Source organism: Staphylococcus sp. HMSC14D10, assembly GCF_001808125.1.
Lineage (GTDB): Bacteria > Bacillota > Bacilli > Staphylococcales > Staphylococcaceae > Staphylococcus > Staphylococcus haemolyticus.
Window position 1 is genome coordinate 1 of record NZ_KV792227.1, and the last position, 4137, is coordinate 4137.

The 4137-nt window shown below is 33.6% G+C and carries 4 protein-coding genes and 1 pseudogene; all 5 read right to left on the reverse strand.

The annotated features are described in order from the left end of the window. Positions 1–59: 59 nt before the first annotated feature. Positions 60–638, reverse strand: coding sequence for an ATP-dependent Clp protease proteolytic subunit (locus HMPREF3134_RS00645; protein ID WP_070440106.1), 579 nt, complete (start codon positions 636–638; stop codon positions 60–62). A 69-nt stretch (positions 639–707) separates the two neighbouring features. Beyond that, positions 708–1643 (reverse strand): replication initiation factor domain-containing protein, encoded by a 936-nt coding sequence (locus HMPREF3134_RS00650; RefSeq protein ID WP_001596923.1) that lies wholly within the window; start codon positions 1641–1643, stop codon positions 708–710. Between the two features lie 546 nt (positions 1644–2189). After that, a complete protein-coding gene (locus HMPREF3134_RS12595) occupies positions 2190–2618 on the reverse strand; it encodes a DUF334 domain-containing protein (protein ID WP_371106412.1) in 429 nt (142 codons plus the stop codon). Beyond that, a pseudogene (locus HMPREF3134_RS12600) lies at positions 2587–3553 on the reverse strand (relaxase/mobilization nuclease domain-containing protein). Before HMPREF3134_RS12600 ends, HMPREF3134_RS12595 begins: the two are co-directional and overlap by 32 nt. Beyond that, the gene (gene mobC / locus HMPREF3134_RS00665) at positions 3535–3918 is read right to left on the reverse strand and encodes a plasmid mobilization protein (protein WP_001596920.1); all 384 of its coding nucleotides are present in this window, start codon (positions 3916–3918) and stop codon (positions 3535–3537) included. The pseudogene HMPREF3134_RS12600 and the gene mobC overlap by 19 nt, the downstream one beginning before the upstream one ends. Positions 3919–4137: the final 219 nt, after the last annotated feature.

Sequence of the window (4137 nt, forward strand, 5' to 3'; positions counted from 1 at the left end):
GAGTGGCTAAATGCTAGCCACTCATAGTTCAAAACCAAATTCAAAATCAAAGCAAAAAATTACTCTATTTCATCTCTACTACTAATTATTTTATTTACTATGCCATAATCAAGTGCTTCTTCAACACTTAACCAATAATCTCTATTTGTATCTTCTTCTACTTTTTCTAAATCTTGACCTGTTTCTTGAGCAATAACTTCGTTGATTCTTCTTCGTGTTCTTACAATTTCTTTAGCAGTAATCTCTATTTCGGTAGATTGTCCTTGTGCTCCACCACTAGGTTGATGCATCATAAATCTAGTATTCGGCAAGCTGTATCTTCTCTCTTTATCTCCAGATAAATAAATAAAAATACCTGCACTTACTACCCAACCTGATCCAATAATATTTACTTTCGGTTTAATAAAATTAATCATATCCCTAATGTAAAATCCTGAATCAACATGTCCACCTTGTGTTGATATAAATAAATTAATTGGATCATTACTAGTTGCCTCTAATAATAGCAATTTATTAGCTACATCTCTCGCAACTTCATCATTAATTTCGCCAGAAATAATAACTGTTCTAGTTTCTAACATTTTTTCTGCTAGTAAATCAGAAAAATTCTCTTGCTTGTTATTTTTTTCTTCAGCCATAAAATAATACCTCCTATAAATTATTTATCTTAATTGTATGTTAATCAGCTCAATTATTCTAAATATATATCATTTCCAAAATCTAAATTCACGTTGCCAAAATTCAATCTGCTTTTGCAATTGTTTTTCGTTAGCTTTTAAAGTCGATTTCATTAAATCAGTCAAATCAATCGGAGATATTTCTTTAATTAATTGCTTATATTTATTTTTAGTTCGTCTTTCTAATTTTCCCCATTCTTCTTCCTCGTTTAATAGCATAAAAACCATTGCTCTATCGGAAATACGTTTAATGATTTTCCAATCTGGTTGTAATATATGTAAATCACTAAAACAATCATTCCAGTAATCAACCATATTTCTTTTAAGTTCAATTTCTACACGCCATAAATGCTCTGAACTAATTTCCACATCTGCATTATCTTTACGTTCTTGTTTTTTGTTATAAATTCTAATAAATCTATCACTATCACGAACGCCGAAGTATTTCGTTTCTGGTTTACCATTACGACCATAAAAAATAGTTTTCTTAACTGCCTTATCAGTCATTGCGTAGTAATCACTTAAATCAATTTCAAAATCAAAAGCTAAGTCTAATCTTGTAAATCCGTCATCTTCCATGTAGTCGATAATATTTTGTTTTAACCAAAGCATTTCTTCATGCGTAAGTTTATTCGGATTAAATTCAACACGCATATTACGTCTATCCCATGTATCTGCTTTTACTTTGTCATATTCAATATAGACTTTTTCTTGAAGTGCTTTAGCTTTAAATTTTGTTTGAAGTATATCCCAAAGTCTAATTTGTGGCTCAATGCTCATAAATTCAGATAGTTTTTGAGCATTATTTGTATTAAGATTTCCAACAATTGTCATAGCGTCAAAACTTATTTTTGGTTCGGGGGTGTACATAGTATGTCGGTTTAACCGGCTATTAGAGTAGCCGGTTTTAGAAAAATTGTCTAAATCCTTATTTTGTAAGTAATTTGAATAATTTTCTGTACTCATAAAAATCGACTCCTTAATTATTTTTAAGAAGTCGCCCACCCAAATATAACTCTTGATGTATGTTTAAATATCGTTTAATATCTAGATATACAATAGTTATAAAACACACCGAATATGTTTTTTCTTTTGGATAAGTCGCATTCACAAACTTTGGTCGGGGAGTGGGCGACTTCTTTTTTATTTTGTTATTAATATAACACTATCAAAAGGCTTGGTCTATTTAGACTGAGTCTTTTCTTTTTGTTGCATTATTCCAATTTCCTTATTGGTCGGAACCAACAGGGCTTTATGTGTTGTTGTGTTGGTGTTTCATTGGGATTAATCCCAAATCAACCCCACCCAACACGCTAATCAAGTTAGCTAACACATAGCCCATTCCAACCAATAAGTTTTCTCGGCATAATTGCGTGGTAAGTATAAAAATAGTGGCGTATTTTTAAGATTGTATAAGCTTTATTAAAATATAGTAGTACCATAACACTGTTGTAACGTTTCATACGCTGCAACAGTGTTTTTATTTATTCATGGAACTTTGCTCTTATCCATTCATACAAGATAATAAAACCAACTATACCAAACTAAATAAGGGATTCCATAAGCAATATACCAAAGAAATGCTACAAAGCCCTTAGACGCTTTTATTTGGCTTGCTATGGCTTTCTGCAATACGTCCAAATGTAAAAATGCCATAAAGTCACTACCAATTGTCATAATCAAAGCAAATAACATAAAGACTAGCAACATAGCACCTATGCCCTTAAATAACTCATTTTGCCTTTTTTTATAATGTTCATGAGATTCTCTAACTTCTTGCAACATACGTTTATTTTCATCACGTACTTTATAAATATCTCTGCCTATGATATTAGCTAATTCATCTGTTTCCACTTTATCTAATTTCTTTTTGAGTATATCTATAAAGTCATTATGTGTCTTGAATGCACTATCTCGAAAATCCTTCGTCGCCTCTGTCAAATTCGATCTGAGTTGTTTTTGTTCGTTCTCTCGTGCGTTCTGGTTCTCTTGTATCTCTGCCAGATATTTGATGATGAGCTTGTTTTGTTTTTTCAGTTCGTCTAATTCTTGTCTTTCTAAGTTGCTCTGCGTTATGCTCGACTGCATCCCAGTCGACGTCGAATTGTTCTGTGTACGCTGTGACTGGGTCTTGTTCTGATTGTCGTTCTTCTTCTCTTTCTCGTCTTTCAAACTCATGTTCTAACGCCCCCTTATCATAATCTTGTCCAAGTGTTTTACCACGTACCCATTTATTGACGTTCTCAGGCTTATAGGAAACGTTTTTGCCCCTTGCCTTAAATTCTATACCTTCTTTCTCTAAATGCTCTGAAAAGCTCTTAAAATCGCTTGTATGAGCTTTTGCATTTTCAATCTGTTCTCGCAATTCATCTTTCCATGATGTTTTGCCTTTATCTATCAATGCACTTTCTGCCTGCGTATATCTCAAATGTGCCGTATCTCGTTCTGGGACACTCAAACCATGAGAGCGACATATATTGTCGTTTTCTCGTTTTACCAGTTCTCGTTGTTGCTTGTTACTTTGGTATTTTTTTCCTGTTTCTAAGTCAACTGAATTAATCAACAATATGATTGTGTACATGTTCTTTATCTGTATGTGTATAGATTGCTACTTGATGATTAGGTGCAATCTTTTCTGCAAGTTCCAAACCTAATTGATTACATTGTTCTGGCGTAACTTCACCGGGTTTAAAAGATTGTATTACCGTATGTGCTTGAACACCATTTTCTTTACCGTACAAAGCCCTAGTTTGTTTAAATGCCGATTTAGCATAATCTACATCACAATTTAAGCCACTTTTTTCTTCTGCTCGCTTTTCTGCATAATTAATAGCACGACTTGCCGATTTTGTGTTACCTAGTTTAGTTGTTGCCATATATCATCAAGCCTTTCACGAAGTTCTCTCACATTACGTTCTAAAGCCTCATAATTTGGTGCCTCATGTTGATGTTGATTGCAATACTTTGCGATTTGATTAGCATTAGCACCTAATTTACTCAAATCTTTAGCAATCGATTGTCGCGTTTCTTTATCAAATTTAGGTGCGACCAATCGACTGCCTTGTGCCTTTTTCTTAACGAAAGTAGGCACACTCATATTTAAAGTTTCAGCTGACTGCTTTAACTTTAAATATTCGGATTCGCTCACACGAAAACTAATTTGTTTCGGCTCTTTACGGTTGGGTTTATGGTTTTTCCCAACAGTTTCATCGCTAGCCACAAATTTGTTTTGTTCGCTCATTAAATCCCACCACGCTTTCTTCGAAAGAAATTACTTAATATAAATCTAGCTTACAGGGTAAGCCAGATTTTATCAAGTAATTATGTGGTTTGGCAAGCGTCGTATATTCTAGCCACTTCGTTCTGAATATACCGGCTTGATGGGGATATCCCCATACCCCTTATGTTTTTGCTAACGCAAAAAATGAGTGGCTAAATGCTAGCCACTCATAGTTCAAAA